The sequence below is a fragment of the Streptomyces tauricus genome (genome assembly GCF_014650955.1).
GTDB classification, from domain to species: domain Bacteria; phylum Actinomycetota; class Actinomycetes; order Streptomycetales; family Streptomycetaceae; genus Streptomyces; species Streptomyces tauricus.
In genome coordinates, this window is record NZ_BMVY01000005.1 from 232,714 (window position 1) to 252,755 (window position 20,042).

The following is a 20,042-nucleotide window of genomic DNA, read 5'->3' on the forward strand; positions in this document are numbered from 1 at the left end:
GCAGATCCTTTCTGACGCGGTCAGCTGAGACCGACTCAGATGTCGAGGAAGCGGACGTCCTTGGCGTTGCGCTGGATGAACGCGCGGCGTGCTTCGACGTCCTCGCCCATCAGGACCGAGAAGAGGTCGTCGGCCTGGGCGGCGTCGTCGAGGGTGACCTGACCGAGGACGCGGTGCTCCTGGTCCATGGTCGTGATGCGCAGTTCCTCGGCGTTCATCTCACCGAGACCCTTGAAGCGCTGGATCGAGTCCTCCCTGACGCGCTTGCCGGCCTGCCGGCCGAGCTCGATCAGGGCGTCGCGCTCGCGGTCCGAGTACGCGTACTCGAAGTCGTCGCGACCCCACTTGATCTTGTAGAGCGGCGGACGGGACAGGAAGACGTGCCCGGCCTCGACCAGCGGCCGCATGAAGCGGAACAGGAACGTCAGCAGCAGGGTGTTGATGTGCTGGCCGTCGACGTCGGCGTCCGCCATCAGGATGATCTTGTGATAGCGGAGCTTCGCGATGTCGAAGTCCTCGTGGACCCCGGTGCCGAAGGCCGAGATCAGCGCCTGGATCTCCTGGTTCTGCAGGATCTTGTCGATCCGCGCCTTCTCGACGTTGAGGATCTTGCCTCGGATCGGGAGGATCGCCTGGTACTGGGGGTTGCGGCCGGACTTGGCCGAACCGCCGGCGGAGTCACCCTCGACGATGAAGATCTCGCACTTGGTGGGGTCGTTCGACTGGCAGTCGCTCAGCTTGCCCGGCAGCGAAGCCGTCTCCAGGAGCCCCTTGCGGCGCGTGAGGTCGCGGGCCTTGCGGGCCGCCACGCGCGCGGTGGCCGCCTGGATGGACTTGCGGATGATGTCCGCGGCCTCGTTCGGGTTGCGGTCCAGCCAGTCGCTGATGTGCTCGTGCACGACCTTCTGTACGAAGGTCTTCGCCTCGGTGTTGCCCAGCTTGGTCTTCGTCTGGCCTTCGAACTGCGGCTCGCCCAGCTTGATCGAGATGATCGCCGTCAGACCCTCGCGGATGTCGTCGCCCGTGAGGTTGTCGTCCTTCTCGCGCAGCAGCTTCTTGTCGCGCGCGTACCGGTTGATGAGACCGGTGAGCGCCGCACGGAAGCCCTCCTCGTGCGTACCGCCCTCGTGGGTGTGGATGGTGTTGGCGAAGGAGTACACGCCCTCGCTGTAGCCGCCGTTCCACTGCATCGCGACTTCGAGGGAGAGCATGCGCTCCTTGTCCTCGGCCTCGATGTCGATCACCGTGGGGTGGATGACCTCGCCCTTGCGGGAGTTGAGGTACGTCACGAAGTCGACGATGCCGCCCTCGTAGTGGTACGTGACGGACTTGACCTCCACGGGCTCGTCCGCACCGGCCTCGTCGGCGCCCACCGTGGCCTTCGCCGAGTCGCGCTCATCAGTGAGTTTGATGGTCAAACCCTTGTTGAGGAACGCCATCTCCTGGAAGCGCCGCGAGAGCGTCTCGAAGGAGTAGTCCGTGGTCTCGAAGATGTCCCCGTCGGCCCAGAAGGTGACCGACGTGCCGGTCTCCTCCGTGGCCTCGTGCTCGGCCAGCGGGGCCGTCGGGACGCCCAGCTTGTAGTCCTGCGTCCAGCGGCGTCCTTCGGTCCTGATCTCGACGGCCACCTTGGTGGACAGCGCGTTCACGACGGAGACGCCCACACCGTGCAGACCACCGGAGACCGCGTAACCGCCGCCGCCGAACTTGCCGCCCGCGTGCAGCACGGTCAGGACGACCTCGACGGCGGGCTTGCCCTCGGAGGGGACGATGCCCACCGGGATGCCGCGGCCGTTGTCGACGACGCGGACGCCGCCGTCGGGGAGGATCGTGACGTCGATCGTGTCCGCGTGGCCGGCCAGCGCCTCGTCGACGGAGTTGTCGACCACCTCGTACACGAGGTGGTGCAGTCCGCGCTCGCCGGTGGACCCGATGTACATACCGGGTCGCTTGCGGACGGCGTCCAGACCTTCGAGGACGGTGATGGCGCTGGCGTCGTACGAGGCCGTGACCTCGCCGTTCGAGGAATGGGACCCGCTTTTCGCGGCCGCGTCGGTGGACGGGATGTTCTCGTTGGGGTTGCCGGAATCGGCCACGAAGCGCCCTTTCTGGCACAGCACAAGCCAAGCTCCGGGGCCCCTCGGGGGAGGGTGTCCGGAGCGGCTGCGGCGTGTTACGTCGGTAAGCCTTTGTCAGCGTTGCTCGGTGTGTCCCACAAGTGGGGCGGGATTAGCTTCCAGTCTACCGGTAGCGCCGACAGTGATGGGGGTTTGCCGGTACCTGAGTCCGCATGTGCCGCCCTGAACCGGTCTCCACCGACTCCCCATATGCGGACCCGGGCTCAAAGAGGCGCAGAGCGGCACTCAGCGCTTCCGGGTGTCAACCCCGCGCTACGGACGGCATACCGCCCGGTCTGGCTCACCCGTAGGTGTCACCGGGACCCGTGCTGCCGGGGGCGCGCAAGGGGCCGTAGCGGTGGGCGGGACCCCCGGGGCCCAGCACCTTGATCAGCCTCACCGTGCCGTGCCCGAGGTCCTCGTTCAGGCGTGCGACCAGCTGCGGAGCGAGCAGCCGCAGGTTGGTCGCCCAGGCCGTCGAGTCGCACCGGACGATCAGGACCCGCTCGTCCTCGTCGTACTTCTCCGGTACGCAGTGCTTGGCCACGTCGTCCCCGACGATCTGCGGCCAGCGGCTCATGACCCCGCCGACGGCGGCCGGGGCCTCCCAGCCGCGCTCGGTGATGAGCCGGTTGATGGCGGACCCGAGCGCCATCGGATCGCGGCCGTCGGCGTGCGCGCCGGAGCGAAAGCCTCCACGGCGCGCCTGCTTCTTGTCCCGCACCGCGTCCCCACGCGCGCGTGCCTGCTCCTTCGCCGCGCGCAGGGCCACGCGCGCGAGGTCGACACCGGACGGTTCGGGGGCCTCCTTGGGCCTGTCCCCGGGCCCAGGTGTGTTCTCGCTCATACGCGCTCCACCGCGCCCTCGGACACGGCGTACCGCGTCCCCGTCAGTACTCCCGGCACGTCGTCGTCGACCGCTGCCGTCACCAGGACCTGCTCGCCGGGGGCGACCAGTTCGGCGAGGCGTTCGCGGCGACGGGTGTCCAGCTCGGCGAACACGTCGTCGAGGACCAGCACCGGTTCGTTGCCCTCGGCCCGCAGCAGGTCGTACGAGGCGAGGCGCAGCGACAGCGCGTACGACCAGGACTCGCCGTGTGACGCGTATCCCTTCGCGGGCAGCTGGCCAAGTTTGAGCAGTAGTTCGTCCCGGTGGGGGCCCACGAGGGTGACCCCCCGTTCGATCTCCTGCTTGCGGCTCTCCACCAGGGCCGTCGTCAGCTGTTCGTACAGCTCCTCGCGCGCGTGCCCGGTGATCCCGGGCGAGGAGGGCTTGTACTCCAGGGCCACCGGGCCACCGCCGGGCGCGAGCTGGTCGTACGCCTTGTCGGTGAGCGGCTGGAGCGTGGCGATCAGATCGAGCCGCTGGGCGAGCAGCTCGGCGCCCACGCGCGCGAGGTGCTCGTCCCACACGTCGAGTGTGGAGAGGTCCATCGTGCGGCCGCCGTGGCGGCGGGCCAGCGCGGCCGACTTCAGGAGGGTGTTGCGCTGCTTCAGGACCCGGTCGTAGTCCGAGCGCACGCCCGCCATCCGCGGAGAGCGCGCGGTGATCAGCTCGTCGAGGAACCGCCGGCGCTCACCGGGGTCGCCCTTGATCAGGGCCAGGTCCTCGGGCGCGAACAGCACGGTCCGTACGATGCCCAGCACGTCACGGGGTCTGACCTGCGAGGATCTGTTGATGCGGGCGCGGTTCGCCCTGCCGGGGTTCAGTTCTAGTTCCACGAGCTGCTGGCGGTCGCCCTGGCGGACGTTGGCCCGGATGATCGCCCGTTCGGCGCCCATCCGCACGAGAGGCGCGTCGGACGAGACCCGGTGGCTGCCGAGGGTGGCGAGGTAGCCGACCGCCTCGACGAGGTTGGTCTTGCCCTGTCCGTTGGGCCCCACGAACGCGGTGACGCCCGGGTCGAGCGGAACCTCGACCCGGGCGTACGAACGGAAGTCGGCCAGCGACAGATGCGTGACGTGCATGGTCGTTCGCCGACCTCCCCCAGAGCTGTGGATCCGCGGAGCGGACCTGTGGACTGCTTCTTCTCCCGAACCGGGTCCGGAATCCTCCGGACCGCTCCGGGTTACTTCTTCTCTACGGCGTGGCCGCCGAACTGGTTGCGCAGTGCCGCGATCATCTTCATCTGCGGCGAGTCGTCCTGCCGGGACGCGAACCGGGCGAACAGCGACGCGGTGATCGCGGGCAGCGGGACCGCGTTGTCGATGGCCGCCTCGACGGTCCAGCGGCCCTCGCCGGAGTCCTGCGCGAAGCCGCGCAGCCGCTCCAGGTGCTCGTCCTCGTCCAGCGCGTTGACCGCCAGGTCGAGCAGCCAGGACCGGATCACGGTGCCCTCCTGCCAGGAGCGGAAGACCTCGCGCACATCGGTGACGGAGTCGACCGCCTGAAGCAGCTCCCAGCCCTCGGCGTAGGCCTGCATCATGGCGTACTCGATGCCGTTGTGGACCATCTTGGAGAAGTGCCCGGCGCCGACCTTCCCGGCGTGCACGAACCCGGCGTCGCCCTCCGGCTTGAGGGCGTCGAAAATCGGCTGCACCTTGGCGATGTGCTCGGCGTCGCCGCCGACCATCAGCGCATAGCCGTTCTGCAGGCCCCACACGCCCCCTGAGACGCCGGCGTCGACGAAGCCGATGCCCTTGGCCGCCAGCTCCTCGGAGTGCTTCTCGTCGTCCGTCCAGCGCGAGTTGCCGCCGTCCACGACCACGTCACCGGGCTCCAGCAGCTCGCCGAGCTCATCCACGGTGGACTGCGTCGCGGCACCGGCCGGGACCATCACCCACACCACACGCGGCGCTTCGAGCTTGCCCACAAGCTCCTCAAGGCTGTGGACATCGGCGAGATCCGCGTTGCGGTCGTATCCGATGACGGTGTGGCCTGCGCGGCGAATGCGCTCGCGCATGTTGCCGCCCATCTTGCCGAGGCCGACGAGACCGAGCTCCATCAGGTTGTTCCTTCACTAGCGATGTGGCAGGAGGGCACTTTCGTACCTGCGCCCGAGCCTAAACCCGGACTCTCCTGCACATCTGTGGGCATAGCCGCTCAGACGTATGCCCTCACCTGCGGCTCTTCGTCAGCCGCTGAGCCGCACCGGCATGATCAGGTACTTGTAGGCCTCGTCCGCCTCGGCGTCCAGCGCGGGCCTGCCGCTGAGGAGCGCCGGCTTGGTGGACGTCGTGAAGGAGAGCTGCGCGACGGGTGAGTCGATGGCGCTCAGTCCGTCGAGCAGGAACGTCGGGTTGAAGGCGATCGAGACGTCGTCGCCCTCCAGCTGGGCGTCGACCCTCTCCACAGCCTGTGCGTCGTCGCTGGAGCCGGCCTCCAGGATGAGCACGCCCTGCTCGAAGCTCAGCCGCACCGGGGTGTTGCGCTCGGCGACCAGGGCCACACGCTTGACGGCCTCCACGAAGGGGGCGGTCTCGATGACGGCGATCGAGTTGAACTCCGTCGGGAACAGCGAGCGGTACTTCGGGAGGTCGCCCTCCAGCAGACGCGTGGTCGTACGCCGGCCCGCTCCCTCGAAGCCGATCAGGCCCTCACCGGCTCCGGAGCCGGACAGCGCCAGGATCACGCTGTCGCCGCTCGTGAGCGCCTTGGCGGTGTCCAGGAGCGTCTTGGCGGGCACCAGGGCGACCGCGGACGCCTCCGGGTTCTCCGGCTTCCACAGGAACTCACGGACCGCGAAGCGGTAGCGGTCGGTGGAGGCGAGGGTGACCGTGTCGCCCTCGATCTCGATGCGCACACCGGTGAGCACCGGCAGCGTGTCGTCGCGGCCCGCCGCGATGGCCACCTGGGCGGCGGCCGAGGCGAAGACCTCACCGGGGACGGTGCCGGTCGCGGACGGCATCTGCGGCAGCGCCGGGTACTCCTCCACAGGCAGTGTGTGGAGGGTGAAGCGGGAGGAGCCGCAGACCACCGTCGCCCGTACACCGTCTGTGGAAATCTCCACCGGCCGGTTGGGGAGGGCGCGGCAGATGTCGGCGAGCAGGCGGCCGGAGACGAGCACCGTGCCTTCCTCGTCGATCTCGGCGTCCACGGAGACGCGTGCCGAGACCTCGTAGTCGAAGCTGGAGAGGCTCAGCGCGCCCTCCTCGGCCTTGAGAAGGAGGCCGGCGAGCACAGGCGCCGGTGGACGGGCCGGGAGGCTGCGTGCCGCCCAGGCCACTGCCTCCGCGAGTACGTCGCGTTCCACCCGGATCTTCACCGTTGCCGCCTCCGTCTGTTGCCGGCGCTCTCGCCCTGCTTGGCCTTGGTCGTCTGACTCGGCGTCGCTCAGCCCACCGATGGGCCGGTCGCCGGGGACCAGTCTGACGCACCGCACTGACAGTCGGTGCCTCTCGGGGTCAAGTCGTTCCGAGCGGCGGTCGGGGCTCCGAGCGAGAGTTGTGCACAGCCCAGACTTCGAAACGGTTCTCTGACTCTCTCTAGTTGTCAGTAGTAGTAGGGGCTGTGGATACCGTGGATAACCCCGTTTCCGCAGGTCAGAACCGCTTTTTTGTCCACTGACCCTGTGGGTGGAGGCGGTGGATAACACGCCTCTTCTGTGGACGGCGAAAAGTTCTGCACACTCCGTGCACAGGCAGGGGGTACTTCTCCCCAGCGCCGTCCCCAGCTTTACCCACGTTCCCCACAGCCCAACCCGGCACCTTCGTGTGACGCCTTTCACTCGACCCGGTGAGAACGCGCGTCGTGTTGCCGAACAGTGGACAGCGATGTGGAGAAGCTGACGATCACTGGGGACAACTGCCCCTAGCCTGTGGGTCGCCGGTGGACAACCTCCCGCACAGCCTGTGGATCTTTTCTTTGTCCACAGCCTGTGGAGATCTTTTGTCCACGGATCCACAGGCGACTGAGCTGGGCTGATTCTCTTTCAGCAGCCGCCCCTGTGGACACGATCTGGACAACTTCGCAGTCCCCAGGGTGTGGACACAAGAAAGTCCCCGAATCTGTGGAGGGCGGCCGTAACCCGGCGCGTATTCGAACAGCTGATGGCTGTCGGGTAACGGCGGACGGGCTCCCGAAGGGCTCCGGAAGGGCTCCGGAAGGGCTCGGGCGGGGTCCTGGAGGGGGCCTGGAGGGGTCGGACGTAGCTCCTGAGGGGTCCGAGAGGCGTCCGGGAGGGGGGGCCGAGGGCCTGAAAGGGGTGCCGGAACGGCGAAGGCGCCCTCGGGAACGAGTCCCGGGGCGCCCTCAGCGACGTACCGCCGTGCGTGTCAGCCGTTCTTGATGCGGTTCGTGAGTTCGGTGACCTGGTTGTAGATCGAGCGGCGTTCCGCCATCAGCGCGCGGATCTTGCGGTCGGCGTGCATGACGGTCGTGTGGTCGCGGCCGCCGAACTGCGCGCCGATCTTCGGCAGGGAGAGGTCCGTGAGTTCGCGGCAGAGGTACATGGCGATCTGGCGGGCCGTCACCAGCACCCGGCTGCGGGAGGAACCGCACAGATCTTCCACCGTGAGGCCGAAGTAGTCGGCGGTGGCCGCCATGATGGCCGGCGCGGTGATTTCCGGGGACGAGTCCTCGCCGCCGGGGATCAGGTCCTTGAGGACGATCTCGGTGAGACCGAGGTCGACCGGCTGCCGGTTGAGCGACGCGAACGCCGTCACCCGGATCAGCGCGCCCTCCAGCTCGCGGATGTTGCGCGAGATGCGGGACGCGATGAACTCCAGCACCTCCGGCGGGGCGTTGAGCTGCTCCTGTACCGCCTTCTTACGGAGGATGGCGATACGGGTCTCCAGCTCGGGCGGCTGGACATCGGTGATCAGACCCCACTCGAAGCGGTTCCGCAGCCGGTCCTCCAGCGTCACCAGCTGCTTGGGCGGCCGGTCGCTGGAGAGCACGATCTGCTTGTTCGCGTTGTGGAGCGTGTTGAAGGTGTGGAAGAACTCCTCCTGCGTCGACTCCTTGTCCGCCAGGAACTGGATGTCGTCGACGAGCAGGATGTCCATCTCGCGGTACCGCTTGCGGAAGCTGTCGCCCTTGCCGTCGCGGATGGAGTTGATGAACTCGTTCGTGAACTCCTCGGAGCTGACGTACCGCACCCGCGTGCCCGGGTAGAGGCTGCGCGCGTAGTGCCCGATCGCGTGCAGCAGGTGCGTCTTGCCGAGGCCGGACTCCCCGTAGATGAAGAGCGGGTTGTACGCCTTGGCCGGCGCCTCGGCGACGGCGACCGCGGCCGCGTGCGCGAAACGGTTCGAGGCGCCGATCACGAAGGTGTCGAAGAGGTACTTCGGATTCAGGCGTGCGGTGGGCTCGCCGGGGCCCGTCGCGGGCGCCGGCTGCGCGGCCAGCGGGCCCGGCGCCCCGCTGGAGGCGGGCAGCGACGAGCCCACGGGGCCGCCGCGGTGGACATGGCCCATACCGGACGGGGACGGCGGCTCGGACCGGTCACGGCGGTCCTGACGCTCGTAGTCCGAGCGCGGCTGGTCGTAGTCGGGCCGCTGCTGCTCGTAGTCGGACCGCTGGTCGTACGGCGAGCGGCCCGGCTGCTGCCGGTAGTCCCGCGGCGGGGACGCGTAGGGGTCGCGGTCCGGGAAGCCGAGCCGCTGCTGCTGCCATCCGTAGTCGTCCTGCGGAGGCCGCGGCCAGGCGCCGGGTCCGGGGCGCTGGTAGTCGGGGTACGCGGGGCGCGCCGTCGGGAGCTGGTCCTCGTGGGAGGGCTGCTGCTGATCGGGGCGGCCCTGCTGGTGGTCGTCCATGCGGCCGTCCATGCGGTCGTCCGCGCGATGGCGGCCGTATCCGCGGTAGCCGTCGCGGTCCTGCGAGGGAGGGCGCTCGGGCTCCTCGTACCGCTGCTGCGACTGCTGGACGGGCGGCGACGACGGTGCGGGGGACTCCCCGACGGAGTCGTCGACGGTGATCGCGATACGGATCGGCCGACCGCACTCGCGGCTCAGCGTCTCGCTGACGATCGGCGCCAGGCGCCCTTCGAGGACGCCCTTCGCGAACTCGTTCGGGACGGCGAGCAGTGCGGTGTCCGCCACCAGCGCCAGCGGCTGACAGCGCTTGATCCAGTGCTCGTCCTTCGTCTCGACACCCTGGCCGCGGCCCTCCCCGAGAAGTTGCTCCAATACTCGTGGCCACACTGCGGCAAGATCGGCAGGTACGTCAGCCACAGGGCACGCTCTCTCACGGGTCCCACGAACGTGTGATTCCTGGGACGGGTTGGGTTGGAACTCGGTGAACGGGGTGGACGAAGCCGCTGGAGCGGCCGGAACGAATGAGATGGAGCGGAGAGAAGGGAACGAACCGGAGTCCGGCCACGGTAGTCAGGGCGACCCATGCGGTTCAAGTTGTTGTCCCCAGCCTGTGGACAGTGTCTCCCGGGCAGCGCCGGTTTGACCGGATGGCGTAGCCGCGCGTACCGTGACCAGGTCGAGTTGTCGATGGCTGCTGCCGCCTGCCTCCGATGGGCACAGATCGCGAAGAGTGATCGGGAAGCGGTGCACTCGGGCGTAATGCGAGCTACTCGTTGGCGCACGGTGACAGCCAGGACGGCACTCCGCCGCCACCGATTCTTTCTGGAGCCCCCGAGTGAGCAAGCGCACCTTCCAGCCGAACAACCGCCGTCGCGCCAAGACCCACGGCTTCCGCCTGCGGATGCGTACCCGTGCCGGCCGCGCGATTCTCGCGAACCGCCGTGGCAAGGGTCGCAGCAGCCTGTCCGCCTGATTACCTAAACAGGTCATGACGTGCTGCCTACCGAGCATCGGCTGAGGCGGCGCGAGGACTTCGCGACCGCGGTACGCCGAGGACGCCGGGCCGGACGCCCGCTCCTCGTCGTCCACCTTCGTAGCGGTGCAACAGACCCGCACGTGCCTGGGGAGAGCACTCCCCCGACGCGTGCGGGTTTCGTTGTCAGCAAAGCCGTGGGCGGAGCCGTCGTACGCAACAAGGTGAAGCGTCGGCTTCGCCATCTGATGCGTACGCGAGTGGCTCGGCTGACCCCCGGTAGCCTGGTAGTCGTACGAGCGCTGCCCGGTGCGGGCGACGCCGACCATGCCCAGCTGGCCCGAGACCTGGACGCCGCCCTGGAGCGGCTGATGGGAGGGGGCGCGCGATGAAGTACCCGCTGCTGGCTCTCATCAAGATGTACCAGTGGACCATCAGCCCGTTGCTCGGGCCGGTGTGCAAGTACTACCCGTCGTGTTCCCACTACGGGTACCAAGCCATCGACCGGCACGGTGCGATCAAGGGAACGGCACTCACCGCCTGGCGCATCCTGCGGTGCAATCCGTGGTCGCTGGGCGGTGTGGACCATGTCCCGCCGCGCAAGCGTCCGCGGTGGCACGAGATGCCGCGCAACGCCTGGCGTGCACGCAAGGGCGGGAACTCCGCCGCCGAACCGGCCACCGAGGGGCACGGTATGTCCAACCATCCCTCAAGCCCGGCCGCCGAGACCCCGTCCCATGCTCAAGGAGCCTGATTAGTGGACACGATTGCCAGTATTTTCAGCTTCATCACGACACCCGTTTCCTGGGTCATCGTCCAGTTCCACTCGGTGTACGGCGCCATCTTCGGCCCGGACACGGGCTGGGCCTGGGGCTTGTCCATCGTGTCCCTGGTGATCCTGATCCGTATCTGCCTGATCCCGCTCTTCGTGAAGCAGATCAAGGCGACGCGGGCGATGCAGACGCTGCAGCCCGAGATGAAGAAGATCCAGGAGCGCTACAAGAACGACAAGCAGCGCCAGTCCGAAGAGATGATGAAGCTGTACAAGGAGACGGGTACCAACCCGCTCTCCTCGTGCCTTCCCATCCTGGCGCAGTCGCCGTTCTTCTTCGCTCTCTACCACGTGCTGAACAGCATCGCGTCGAACGACACCATCGGCGTGATCAACAACCGGCTGCTGGAGAGCGCGCAGAAGGCCCACATCTTCGGCGCCCCGCTGGCCTCGAAGTTCACGGACAGCAGCGCCAAGGTCCAGGAACTGGGCTCCACGATCACCGACGTGCGCGTCGTCACGGCGATCATGATCGTCCTGATGTCGTTCTCGCAGTTCTACACGCAGCGTCAGCTGATGACGAAGAACGTCGACACCACGGTGAAGACGCCGTTCATGCAGCAGCAGAAGATGCTGATGTACGTCTTCCCGATCATGTTCGCCGTCTTCGGCATCAACTTCCCCGTCGGTGTCCTCGTCTACTGGCTGACCACCAACGTGTGGACCATGGGCCAGCAGATGTACGTCATCCGCAACAACCCGACGCCGGGTTCCAAGGCCCAGGCCTCGTACCTGGAGCGGCTGACCAAGCACATCACTCAGCACGGCAAGACCCGCGGACGCGGTCAGAAGGCCATCGTCAAGGCCATCGTCGCCAAGGGCCGTGACCGCAACGAGTTCGAGCGCAAGTTCATCAACGGTCTGAGCAAGGCGGGCCTGGCGGCCCAGGCCGACGGCAACGTGGTGAAGAGCGAGGCCTCGACCCTGGTCGAGACCGAGGACGGCACCCCGGCGACGAGCGCGGCTCCCAAGCGCCAGCAGCCCAAGCGGCAGAGCAAGTCCCAGCGGCAGGCGGGCACGGTCCAGGGTGGTGCCAAGGCCGCGGGCGAGTCCGAGCCGAAGACCTCCCTCAGCAAGTCCGACGAACCGCAGGACGCCAAGCCCGGCCCCAAGCCGGCAGGCGGCAAGCCCGCGTCCGGCGGCACCCGCAGCAAGGCCCAGTCCGGACAGCGCAAGGGTCCGCAGCGGCCCAAGTCCCCGTCCAAGAAGTAAGCAAGAAGGAGTCCATCCCGTGACGGAAGGCACCACCGCCGCTGCCCCTGAGGGTGGCGACACCCTGACCCGCCTGGAGCAGGAGGGCGAGATCGCGGCCGACTACCTCGAGGGTCTGCTGGACATCGCCGACCTCGACGGCGACATCGACATGGATGTCGAGGCCGACCGTGCGGCCGTCTCGATCATCAGCGATTCCAACAGCCGCGACCTGCAGAAGCTGGTCGGCCGTGACGGCGAGGTGCTGGAGGCACTCCAGGAGCTCACCCGCCTGGCCGTGCACCGGGAGACCGGAGACCGCAGCCGGCTGATGCTGGACATCGCGGGCTATCGCGCCAAGAAGCGTGAGGAGCTCTCCGAGCTGGGCGCGAAAACTGCGGCCGAGGTCAGGAGCTCCGGCGAGCCGGTGAAGATGAATCCGATGACGCCCTTCGAGCGCAAGGTGGTGCACGACGCCGTCAAGGCGGCCGGCCTGCGCAGCGAGTCCGAGGGCGAGGAGCCGCAGCGCTTCGTCGTCGTGCTCCCCGCCTGATCAAGCACGTCGTACTTCCGGCCCCGTCTGTGTCCGCAGGCGGGGCCGAATTTTGTCAGCCCGGTGTTTGTCGATAGTTCCTGATAGTCCTGGTAGTCAGCGCGCAGTGCGCTCAAGCGGTACGGAAGGACGGTTCCCCGTGACGGAGGCAGCGGAGCTCCCCCCTGCGCCCGAGCAGGCTCGGGCGGTATTCGGTGATCGCTTCGCGGACGCGGTTCGTTTCGCGGAGTTGCTGGCCGACGTGGGAGTTCAGCGCGGTCTGATCGGTCCTCGTGAAGTGCCTCGTCTGTGGGAGCGGCATCTGTTGAACTGCGCCGTGCTCTCGGAAGTGGTTCCGGAGGGCGTGACCGTGTGCGACGTCGGGTCCGGGGCCGGTCTGCCCGGCATCCCCCTGGCCCTTGTCCGCACGGACCTCAAGATCACGCTGCTTGAGCCGCTGCTGCGGCGCACGAACTTCCTCAACGAGGTCGTCGAGCTGCTCGGGCTCGACCATGTCACCGTCGTCCGTGGGCGCGCCGAGGAGGTCCTCGGCAAGCTGCCTCCGGTCCATGTGGTGACGGCCCGGGCCGTGGCTCCTCTGGACCGCCTCGCGGCCTGGGGAGTCCCGCTCCTGCGTCCGTACGGAGAGATGCTGCTCCTCAAGGGCGACACCGCGGAGGAAGAGGTCAAGAACGCGGGAGCCGCCCTGAGCAAGCTCGGAGCCGTTGACACTTCGGTGCTGCACGTGGGCGAGGGCGTGGTGGAACCCCTGGCCACGGTGGTGCGTGTGGAGGTCGGGGAGAGCCCCGGGGGTGTGCGGTTCGCGGCCAAACGAGCGAAGGCAGCGCGGACGGGGAGGACCAGGAGGCGCCGCTGACCACGGCCCGGCGGAGGCGCCGGAGGACGGGTGTACATCGCCGGATGGTGCGTGTACGTCGTCGGGGCGGAGCCATGGTGACTGATCCGTCCTGACGACGAGACGTACTCCACACAAGCTGCCGAACCTATGCATGCCGGAGTGTCGCGCGAGGGCGGCCCCGCGCGCTGTGCATCGTGTTTCACGTGAAACGTCGCTCATTGCTGCACGGCATCATCGGTCGCGGCCGCGCCGCAGCCGAACCCCGCGACCGTAACCCGCTGGGATCCCTGGGATCCTTTGGGAAAAGAGCCTCTCCTGGCCGAAGCACGCCCCCCGAAGAGGGCACGGAGTTGTCCACAGAGGTGGATTTCTCCACAGAAGCACGGGCCTCGCTGGTTCACGACCCCGATGGCATGGGAGGCTCTGTTCATTGCGAGCCTGAAGTCGAGGAGAGTGAATCCTTGCGGTCCGACGCCAACATCGCGGGACCGATGACCGATCCGGTCCCCGGTCCCCGAACCGAGTCGATCGGGGACGATGTTTCACGTGAAACACCGCCCCCGATGGACGACACTCCCATCGGTCGTGCTGCCCAACTTGCTGTGGAGGCTCTAGGTCGAGCCGGTGAGGGCCTGCCACGGCCCGAGCAGACCCGCGTCATGGTGGTCGCCAACCAGAAGGGCGGGGTCGGAAAGACCACGACCACGGTCAACCTTGCTGCCTCTCTCGCGCTGCACGGTGGCCGGGTCCTGGTGATCGACCTGGACCCCCAGGGCAATGCGTCCACCGCGCTGGGGATCGACCATCACGCCGAAGTTCCGTCCATCTATGACGTGCTGATCGACAGCAGGCCACTCTCCGAGGTTGTTCAGCCGGTTCCAGATGTCGAAGGCCTTTTCTGCGCGCCTGCCACCATCGATCTCGCCGGTGCGGAGATCGAGCTGGTGTCCCTGGTGGCACGTGAGAGTCGACTGGAACGGGCGATCCTGGCGTACGAGCAGCCGCTCGACTACATCCTGATTGACTGCCCGCCTTCCCTGGGACTGCTGACGGTCAACGCGCTCGTCGCGGGCGCCGAGGTCCTCATCCCGATCCAGTGCGAGTACTACGCACTGGAGGGTCTGGGCCAGCTGCTGCGCAACGTCGACCTGGTACGGGGGCACCTCAACCCCAACCTGCACGTGTCGACGATCCTGCTCACCATGTACGACGGCAGGACGCGCCTCGCATCCCAGGTCGCCGACGAGGTGCGCAGCCACTTCGGCGAAGAGGTACTGCGAACGAGCATCCCGCGCTCGGTCCGTATCTCCGAAGCCCCCAGCTATGGGCAGACGGTGCTGACCTACGACCCGGGATCGAGCGGCGCCCTTTCCTATCTTGAGGCGGCGCGTGAGATCGCACTGCGCGGAGCCGGCGTGGCCTACGACGCGCAGCATGCCCACATGGGCGCACACAGTGAACAGAGCATGGTGGAGGGGATCCAGTGAGCGAGCGACGGAGGGGGTTGGGCCGTGGTCTCGGCGCACTGATCCCGGCTGCCCCGACAGGGGAGAAGGCAGTACCACCGGCGATGGGCGGAGCATCCACATCGCCGGGAGCCGTACCGGTGCTGACCGCCGAGCGCGGGGTGGCGGCGGCCAAGGTCGCCTCGCTCCCGCCGGCCCAGGTTTCGCATGAGCCGGAAGAGCCGTCGGTGAGCGTCTTCGGGGAGGCTCCGGCGGCACCTGTGGGTGCGTACTTCGCCGAGCTGCCCCTCGACTCCATCACGCCGAACCCGCGTCAGCCCCGAGACGTGTTCGACGACGACGCGCTCGCTGAACTCGTCACCTCCATCAAGGAGGTCGGGCTTCTCCAGCCGGTCGTCGTACGGCAGGCGGGACCGGCGCGCTATGAGCTCATCATGGGCGAGCGGCGCTGGAGGGCCTGCCGTGAGGCGGGGCTGGAGGCCATCCCGGCGATCGTGCGAGCCACGGACGACGAGAAGCTTCTCCTGGACGCTCTGCTGGAGAACCTCCACCGGGCGCAGCTGAATCCGCTGGAAGAGGCTGCCGCCTACGACCAGTTGCTCCAGGACTTCAACTGCACGCACGACCAGCTGGCCGACCGCATCGGGCGGTCACGTCCTCAGGTCTCCAACACGCTGCGTCTGCTGAAGCTCTCGCCGTCGGTTCAGCGTCGTGTGGCCGCCGGAGTTCTTTCCGCCGGACACGCGCGGGCTCTGCTCTCCGTCGCGGACTCGGAGGAGCAGGACCGTCTGGCCCATCGCATCGTGGCCGAAGGGCTCTCGGTACGGGCCGTGGAAGAGATCGTCACCCTCATGGGTTCGCGGCCGCAGTCGACGCCTCGCGCCAAGGGACCGAGGGCCGGTTCTCTGCTCTCTCCGGCGCTCAACGATCTCGCGGGTCGTCTCTCAGATCGCTTCGAGACCCGGGTGAAGGTCGACCTCGGTCAGAAGAAGGGCAAGATCACCGTCGAGTTCGCCTCGGTGGAGGACCTGGAGCGGATCCTCGGCTCGCTCGCTCCGGGTGAGGGACCGGTTCTGCAGAAGAGTCTCGTGGACGACGACTCCGAGGACCCGGAGTCCTGAGTCTCGATGGCCGGTCGGTTGCGACCGGCCCGGCAGTGGAGCGGGCTGTGTCCGGTGTGTACCGGAACACGGCCCGCTCTTTGCTTTCTGTCGGTATCGATGGAATCGCATCGTGGATACGATGCATTCGGGTATGGCGCATTCACCTGGCAGTACCTTCTGTGGGGAGGCGGAGGCCATGCGAACGGTGAGCCGCACAGGACTGGTGAGCGCGGGCCTGGGGCTGGGCGCGGTCGGCGGGTTCGTCGGCAGCCTGCTCAGGGAACGGAGCGCTCTGACAGCCGCTCGCGATGCCGCGGGCGAGGGAAGCGAGGAACTGCCTTCATGGGGCGCCGGCTCGTACCGCTCACGCTGGACAACCTTCAGGACCTTCCCAAGCGCTGTCGCGCGTGTGTCTTCTGGGAGTTGGACCCAGTCAGCGGCCAGGCCGCGGTAAAGGCAGGCACTCCCGATCTGGAGAAGGAGGCGTGGATCTCCGCTGTTCTGCTGGAGTGGGGATCCTGCGGCCGGGTCGTCTACGTGGACGACGCACCGGTGGGCTTCGTGATGTACGCACCGCCCGCCTATGTGCCGCGCTCGACGGCATTTCCCACGAGCCCGGTCTCGCCCGACGCGATCCAGTTGATGACGGCCTTCATCCTGCCGGAGTTCCAGGGGCAGGGGCTCGGGCGTGTGATGGTCCAGACGGTTGCCAAGGATCTACTGCGGCGAGGCTTCAAAGCCATCGAGGCCTTTGGGGACGCCCGGTGGAAGGAGCCCGCCTGTGTCCTTCCTGCCGACCATTTGCTGGCCGTGGGCTTCAAGACCGTCCGACCGCACCCGACGTACCCGCGTCTGCGTCTGGAGCTGCGGACGACGCTCTCCTGGAAGGAAGACGTGGAGTTGGCGCTCGACCGGTTGCTGGGGGCCGTACAGAAGGAACCAGCCCTGCGCCCGCTGTAGAGCGGACCGCGTGCGGAGCGGACTGTGCTGAACAAACAGAGGGGCCGACCCGCTTGGGTCGGCCCCTCCATGTTTCACGTGAAACATCGTCGCCCGCGAGCGACGGCTTGCTGCATTACTCGGAGATGAAGTCCTCAAGGTCCCGCACGATCGCGGCCTTCGGCTTGGCACCCACGATGGTCTTGGCGACCTCGCCACCCTGGTAGACGTTCAGGGTCGGGATGGACATGACGCCGTACTTGGCGGCCGTACCCGGGTTCTCGTCGATGTTGAGCTTGACGATCTCGATCTTGTCGCCGTACTCGGCGGCGATCGCCTCGAGGGACGGCGCGATCTGGCGGCACGGACCGCACCAAGCGGCCCAGAAGTCCACCAGTACGGGCTTGTCGCTCTTCAGGACGTCCTGCTCGAAAGAGTCGTCTGTCACGTGCTTCAGGGTGCCGGCCACGGCGGGCTCCTTAACTGGTTGGTGCGGTGGGGCGGATGGGGGGTCAGACAGTGGTCTTCTCGGGCTCCGCAGGCTCGCCGTCCGCGAGAGCGGCGAGGAAGCGCTCGGCGTCGAGAGCCGCGGAGCAGCCGGTGCCGGCCGCGGTGATCGCCTGGCGGTAGGTGTGGTCGACGACGTCGCCGGCGGCGAAGACACCCGTCAGGTTCGTGCGCGTCGAGGGCGCCTCGACCTCCAGGTAACCCTCCCCGTCCAGGTCGAGCTGGCCCTTGAAGAGCTCCGTGCGCGGGTCATGGCCGATCGCGATGAACAGGCCGGTGACAGGCAGCTCGGAGATCTCGCCGGTCTTCAGGTTGCGCAGCTTCAGGCTGGCGAGCTTCTGGTCGCCCTGAATCTCCGCGACCTCGCTGTCCCAGACGAACTTGATCTTCGGGTCGGCGAAGGCGCGCTCCTGCATCGCCTTGGAAGCGCGCAGTGTCTCGCGCCGGTGGACGATGGTCACGGACTTGGCGAACCGGGAGAGGAAGGTCGCCTCCTCCATGGCGGTGTCGCCGCCGCCGATCACGGCGATGTCCTGGTCCTTGAAGAAGAAGCCGTCACAGGTCGCGCACCAGGAGACGCCGCGTCCGGAGAGGGCGTCCTCCTTCGGCAGGCCCAGCTTGCGGTGCTGCGAGCCGGTGGTGACGATGACAGCCCGCGCACGGTGGACGGTGCCCGCGGTGTCCGTGACGGTCTTGATCTCACCGCTGAGGTCGACCGAGACGATGTCGTCCGGGATCAGCTCGGCACCGAAGCGCTCAGCCTGCGCCCGCATGTTGTCCATGAGCTCGGGGCCCATGATTCCGTCCTGGAAGCCGGGGAAGTTCTCCACCTCGGTCGTGTTCATAAGGGCACCACCCGCGGTGACGGCGCCCTCGAAGACCAGCGGCTTGAGTGACGCGCGCGCGGTATAGAGCGCCGCCGTGTAGCCGGCGGGGCCGGAGCCGATGATGATCACGTTACGGACGTCGGTCACGGCTTGATTCCTCGTCTCTGGGGACTGCTACGTACGACCGGGGGAGCTTCTCTCGGAACTCTCACCCCACCCAACGGATCCTAAGGGGCGTGCATTCCCACTGTGTCCGGGCACACGAAGACGAGTCGCCGCAGGGGGAGGCCATGGCCGGAGCGAAGTGGGCCGAGGGCGGTCCGTGGGGCAGCCGAGCAGGCTCAGCCGCGCGGGTAGGTGTGCTCCAGCAGGACCTTGCCGGCAGAGGCCGACGGCTTGTCGACACAGGCGGAGTCGACGACGTACGCGGTGACCTGACTCAGGTCGGTGGCGGCCGGGAGCACCACGAGATAGGCGTCCGCGTCCTTGTAGGAGCCTTGCTTGGAAGCGATGGGGATCGCATCGCGGCCGATCCCCTGCATGACGCAGCTGGGCACCGATTCCGTGGGAGTTTTCAAGATGCCCGGTCCATCGCTGGACGCGGTGCCCTGGGGGCGGGAGCTGCGAGGACCGCTGTCCTTCTCCTCCTCCGCCTTGGCGAGGAGGTCCGCGACCTGGCTCTCCAGCTTCTCCCCGGCGAAGGTGTTCGCGGAGTCGCTCTGCTGCGGGGAGGCCGACGTCGGGTCGTTGCTCGAGCTGTCGCCCCCCATCGACTGGATGAGCAGGCCTCCGAGGCCCAGCGCGGCGGCCGTGAACACAGCGCCCAGGACGACGGTGCCGCGACGCCCGCGGCGCGGGCGGTTCGTACGACCCGGTCCGGTGGCGGCACGCGGGCGTCCCGCGGGGCGACCCGTGACGGTCGATGTTTCACGTGAAACATGTCGGCCGTCGCTCTCGCTGTCGGCCGGTGGGTGGGACGCGTGCGCGGGCGACAGGGTCTCCGTACCCGAGGTGCCGGGCGCCGTGGCGTTCAGCAGGGCCTCGGCTGCGAGGGCGGCGTCGATACGTCCCGCGACATCGTCGGGCATGCGCAGTGGACCCGGCAGCGTACCGAGCAGTCCGCGGATCTCCTCCAGCGAGTCGTGCACGTCGGCGCAGAGCGGGCAGTCGTCCAGGTGGCGTCGTACGTCGGCGGAACGGGACGGGGGGAGCAGACCCTCGGTGAGGTCGGAGATCTCCGTGACGTCCGGGTGCCCGGCCGTGTCGGTCGTTGATGTCATGCTCGCCCACCTCCGCCCTTCACAGCCGCTGAATCGCTTGGTCCGTCGTGTGGTCCCGCTGCGGGTGGGACGGATGTCCCCTCCGTACGGTTCCTTCCCTCGCCCGACTTCTTGCTCGGTCTGTCGCTCCCGCTGTCCGTACGCAGGTGTTTGAGCAGGGGGAGGAGTCTGGCTCTGCCACGAGCACAGCGGCTCTTGACCGTGCCGGTCGGCACGTCCAGCAGACTGGCGGCCTCCGCCACGGGGTAGCCCTGCATGTCCACCAGGACGAGGGCGGCCCGCTGGTCGGCGGGCAAGGTGGACAGGGCGGCCAGCAGCTCACGGTGCAGATCGTTGCGCTCGGCCGGCGCGGAAGCCGACTCGTGCGGCTCCAGAAGCTGCTCCAGGCGTTCCGTGTCGTCCACGGGGGAGGTCTTCCTGGAGGCCGTCTTGCGGGCCCGGTCCAGACAGGCGTTCACCGTGATCCGGTGCAGCCACGTGGTGACGGCCGACTGGCCGCGGAAGGTGTGGGCGGCCCGGTAGGCGGAGACGAGAGCGTCCTGGACGGCGTCAGCGGCTTCCTCGCGGTCACCCAGTGTCCGCAGGGCCACGGCCCAGAGCCGGTCGCGGTGGCGCCGCACGAGCTCGCCGAAGGCATCGGGATCACCCTCGACATGACGGGCGAGGAGGTCCTGATCGCTTACTTCGCTGAAGGCGCCGTCCGCCATCGAACCCCCTCCC

General features: G+C 67.9%; 19 protein-coding genes. 9 read left to right on the forward strand and 10 right to left on the reverse strand.

Features of this window, described 5'->3' with window-relative positions:
- Window positions 1–35 precede the first annotated feature (35 nt).
- From gyrB to dnaA, 6 genes are all read right to left on the reverse strand, one after another.
- Window positions 36–2,096 carry a DNA topoisomerase (ATP-hydrolyzing) subunit B gene (gene gyrB / locus IE278_RS11550; protein WP_189771368.1) on the reverse strand — a complete coding sequence of 687 codons (2,061 nt, stop codon included), beginning with the start codon at window positions 2,094–2,096 and terminating at the stop codon, window positions 36–38.
- Between the two features lie 322 nt (window positions 2,097–2,418).
- Window positions 2,419–2,964 carry a DciA family protein gene (locus IE278_RS11555; RefSeq protein WP_189771370.1) on the reverse strand — a complete coding sequence of 182 codons (546 nt, stop codon included), beginning with the start codon at window positions 2,962–2,964 and terminating at the stop codon, window positions 2,419–2,421.
- On the reverse strand, window positions 2,961–4,085 hold the full coding sequence (recF, locus tag IE278_RS11560) for a DNA replication/repair protein RecF (RefSeq protein ID WP_189771372.1): 1,125 nt from the start codon (window positions 4,083–4,085) through the stop codon (window positions 2,961–2,963). The genes IE278_RS11555 and recF overlap by 4 nt, the downstream gene beginning before the upstream one ends.
- 101 nt (window positions 4,086–4,186) lie before the next feature.
- Window positions 4,187–5,062 carry a phosphogluconate dehydrogenase (NAD(+)-dependent, decarboxylating) gene (gnd, locus tag IE278_RS11565; RefSeq protein ID WP_189771374.1) on the reverse strand — a complete coding sequence of 292 codons (876 nt, stop codon included), beginning with the start codon at window positions 5,060–5,062 and terminating at the stop codon, window positions 4,187–4,189.
- A gap of 129 nt (window positions 5,063–5,191) precedes the next feature.
- Complete coding sequence (gene dnaN / locus IE278_RS11570) at window positions 5,192–6,322, reverse strand: DNA polymerase III subunit beta (RefSeq protein WP_107020400.1); 1,131 nt, start codon at window positions 6,320–6,322, stop codon at window positions 5,192–5,194.
- Between the two features lie 1,009 nt (window positions 6,323–7,331).
- Window positions 7,332–9,230: a chromosomal replication initiator protein DnaA gene (gene dnaA / locus IE278_RS11575; protein WP_189771376.1), complete on the reverse strand. Its 1,899-nt coding sequence runs from the start codon at window positions 9,228–9,230 to the stop codon at window positions 7,332–7,334.
- Window positions 9,231–9,648: 418 nt separating this feature from the next.
- On the opposite strand from dnaA, the gene rpmH reads away from it, so the two are divergent.
- The 9 genes from rpmH (at window position 9,649) to IE278_RS11620 (ending at window position 16,729) form a co-directional block, all read left to right on the forward strand.
- Entirely contained in the window at window positions 9,649–9,786 is a 138-nt protein-coding gene (gene rpmH, locus IE278_RS11580; RefSeq protein WP_003967884.1) for a 50S ribosomal protein L34, read from the forward strand.
- A 20-nt stretch (window positions 9,787–9,806) separates the two neighbouring features.
- Window positions 9,807–10,178, forward strand: coding sequence for a ribonuclease P protein component (rnpA, locus tag IE278_RS11585; RefSeq protein ID WP_189771378.1), 372 nt, complete (start codon window positions 9,807–9,809; stop codon window positions 10,176–10,178).
- Window positions 10,175–10,540, forward strand: a complete 366-nt coding sequence (yidD, locus tag IE278_RS11590; RefSeq protein ID WP_107020403.1) for a membrane protein insertion efficiency factor YidD — start codon at window positions 10,175–10,177, stop codon at window positions 10,538–10,540. The genes rnpA and yidD overlap by 4 nt, the downstream gene beginning before the upstream one ends.
- A 3-nt stretch (window positions 10,541–10,543) precedes the next feature.
- Entirely contained in the window at window positions 10,544–11,830 is a 1,287-nt protein-coding gene (gene yidC / locus IE278_RS11595) for a membrane protein insertase YidC (RefSeq protein ID WP_189771380.1), read from the forward strand.
- Window positions 11,831–11,849: 19 nt separating this feature from the next.
- Window positions 11,850–12,362 (forward strand): Jag family protein, encoded by a 513-nt coding sequence (locus IE278_RS11600; protein ID WP_189771382.1) that lies wholly within the window; start codon window positions 11,850–11,852, stop codon window positions 12,360–12,362.
- A gap of 139 nt (window positions 12,363–12,501) precedes the next feature.
- Window positions 12,502–13,218, forward strand: a complete 717-nt coding sequence (gene rsmG / locus IE278_RS11605) for a 16S rRNA (guanine(527)-N(7))-methyltransferase RsmG (RefSeq protein WP_107020406.1) — start codon at window positions 12,502–12,504, stop codon at window positions 13,216–13,218.
- 395 nt (window positions 13,219–13,613) lie between these two features.
- Window positions 13,614–14,687, forward strand: coding sequence for an AAA family ATPase (locus IE278_RS11610; protein ID WP_189771546.1), 1,074 nt, complete (start codon window positions 13,614–13,616; stop codon window positions 14,685–14,687).
- Window positions 14,684–15,787 carry a ParB/RepB/Spo0J family partition protein gene (locus IE278_RS11615; protein ID WP_189771384.1) on the forward strand — a complete coding sequence of 368 codons (1,104 nt, stop codon included), beginning with the start codon at window positions 14,684–14,686 and terminating at the stop codon, window positions 15,785–15,787. The genes IE278_RS11610 and IE278_RS11615 overlap by 4 nt, the downstream gene beginning before the upstream one ends.
- Window positions 15,788–16,111: 324 nt before the next feature.
- On the forward strand, window positions 16,112–16,729 hold the full coding sequence (locus IE278_RS11620) for a GNAT family N-acetyltransferase (RefSeq protein WP_107020409.1): 618 nt from the start codon (window positions 16,112–16,114) through the stop codon (window positions 16,727–16,729).
- A gap of 115 nt (window positions 16,730–16,844) precedes the next feature.
- On the opposite strand, the gene trxA is transcribed toward IE278_RS11620, so the two are convergent.
- The 4 genes from trxA to sigM all read right to left on the reverse strand — a co-directional run bounded on the left by trxA (window position 16,845) and on the right by sigM (window position 20,029).
- Window positions 16,845–17,177 (reverse strand): thioredoxin, encoded by a 333-nt coding sequence (gene trxA / locus IE278_RS11625; protein ID WP_055611482.1) that lies wholly within the window; start codon window positions 17,175–17,177, stop codon window positions 16,845–16,847.
- A gap of 43 nt (window positions 17,178–17,220) precedes the next feature.
- Window positions 17,221–18,189, reverse strand: coding sequence for a thioredoxin-disulfide reductase (trxB, locus tag IE278_RS11630; protein ID WP_189771386.1), 969 nt, complete (start codon window positions 18,187–18,189; stop codon window positions 17,221–17,223).
- Between the two features lie 194 nt (window positions 18,190–18,383).
- On the reverse strand, window positions 18,384–19,322 hold the full coding sequence (locus IE278_RS11635; protein WP_189771388.1) for an anti-sigma factor family protein: 939 nt from the start codon (window positions 19,320–19,322) through the stop codon (window positions 18,384–18,386).
- Window positions 19,319–20,029 (reverse strand): RNA polymerase sigma factor SigM, encoded by a 711-nt coding sequence (sigM, locus tag IE278_RS11640; protein ID WP_189771390.1) that lies wholly within the window; start codon window positions 20,027–20,029, stop codon window positions 19,319–19,321. The genes IE278_RS11635 and sigM overlap by 4 nt, the downstream gene beginning before the upstream one ends.
- Between the last annotated feature and the right edge of the window lie 13 nt (window positions 20,030–20,042).